Here is a 1,956-nt window from a genome sequence, read left to right on the forward strand (position 1 = left end):
CTTGTCCTGTCCCGGGAGATGCTTGACACTGCTGTCCCATCACATGCTTGACGGTTGCTGTTTTCGGCTATGCCGTGGTGCGTCGTTTGCGGGCGTCGCGTTGCGGGAGGCCGGGATTGGCGCTGGTGGATTTGTCTGTGGTCGAGCAGCGGTATCGCGCGGTGCTGGAAGTTCAGGCAGGTGTCCCGGTGACCGAGGTCGCGGCCAAATTCGGGGTGTCACGGCAGAGCGTGCATACCTGGCTGGTGCGGTATCGGGAGGCGGGACTGGCGGGGTTGGTCGATCGGTCCAAGCGTCCGGTGTCGTCTCCGGATCAGATGCCCGCTCAGGTCGAGGTCGTGGTGTGTGAGCTGCGGCGCGAGCATCCCCGGTGGGGGCCGGTGCGGATCGTGCATGAGATCGGCCGGTTGGGGATCGAGCCGGTGCCGTCGCGGATGAGCGTCTATCGGGCGCTGGTGCGGCATGGCCTGGTCGAGCCTGGTCGGCGGCGTCGCCAACGCCAGGACTATCGGCGGTGGGAGCGTGATGCTCCGATGGCGTTGTGGCAGATGGACATCGTCGGCGGGGTGCTGCTGGCCGATGGGACCGAATGCAAGGTCGTGACCGGCGTCGATGACCATTCCCGGTTCTGTGTGATCGCCGCTGTGGTGCCGCGGGCCAGCGGTAGGGCGGTGTGCCTGGCTTTTGCTGCTGCGCTGAGGGCCTTCGGCGTTCCCGATGAGGTGCTCACTGACAACGGCAAGCAGTTCACCGACCGGTTCGGCAAGGGCGGCGAGGTGTTGTTCGACCGGATCTGCCGAGACAATGGGATCACCCATCGGCTGACCCAGCCGCGCTCTCCGACCACGACGGGCAAGATCGAGCGGTTCCACGGCACGTTGCGGCGGGAGTTCCTCAACGACGCGATGCCGTTCGCGGACCTGGCGGCGGCGCAGGACGCGGTCAGTCGGTGGGTGGCCGACTACAACGCGATCCGGCCGCATCAGGCCCTCGATATGGCGGTGCCGGCCGACCGGTTCACCTGCCGGGCCCCAGATGAGCGGGAGCTGTTGCCGTTGCGGTTGCCGTCGGTGGTGCGGCTGGCCGCGGTGCCTGACCCGGATCCAGTGCCTGAGCAGCTCGGCGAGCCCGCCGTTGAGCCGGTGTCTGGTTGGGTGTGGGACGGGGAGGCGATCGAGTTCGAGCGGGTCGTCCCCCCATCGGGGAACCTGTGGGTGAGCGGTCGCCAGTTTTGGCTTGGCACCGGCCTGGCCGGGGTGAACATCACGTTCTGGGCTGACTCCCAGGTGATCCACCTGCTGAATGCCGGTGCCAGGATCAAAAGCGTCCGTTCGCACTTCTCCACCGCTGACCTGTCGGTCCTGGCCGCTCGGGGAGCCCGTAAAGCGGGGCCTTCGCCGCTGCCCGCGGTCGAGGACGGGACTGCGATCGAGGTGGAACGGACCGTCAACCGATCCGGGCTGGTCGGCCTGGCCGGGCAGATGGTGCTGGCTGCGGAGATCCTGAACGGGCGCCGGGTCGGCATCCGCATCGACGGCAACACTCTAATGTTCTTCGACCTCGACACCCGCCAGCTGCTGCGCTCGCGGCCCAACCCGCTCACCTACGACCAGGCCCGCAAGTTGCGCGGTGCCCGCCCGGCCGGGCCATCCCCACACACCTCCACCGCCCCGATCACCGTGCAACGGCGGGTCAGCGACACCGGCCGCATCATGATCGCCGGACAGATCCTGGCGTTGGGACGCCTGCACGCCCGAACCGTCGTCACCGCCCACGTCACCGACACCGTCATCACCGTTGAGCTCGACGAGGACAGGCGCACCTACCGGCGGACCACTGACCAGCCCGTCCGCAGCATCAAAGCCCACCGGCCCCGCAAGGCCGCCCTATGAAATCAAGGGCAACCGTCAAGCATGTCCTGGGACCGAACCGTCAAGCATCAGGTGGGTCTAGACA

Annotated in this window: 1 pseudogene; it reads left to right on the forward strand. The window is 67.5% G+C overall.

Annotated features, from left to right (window positions below):
* Positions 1–122: 122 nt before the first annotated feature.
* Positions 123–1,019: pseudogene (locus AB0B45_RS51425) on the forward strand (IS481 family transposase); the annotation flags it as partial.
* Positions 1,020–1,956 lie beyond the last annotated feature (937 nt).

Origin of the sequence: Nonomuraea sp. NPDC049152, assembly GCF_040648355.1 — a bacterium.
GTDB lineage: Bacteria > Actinomycetota > Actinomycetes > Streptosporangiales > Streptosporangiaceae > Nonomuraea.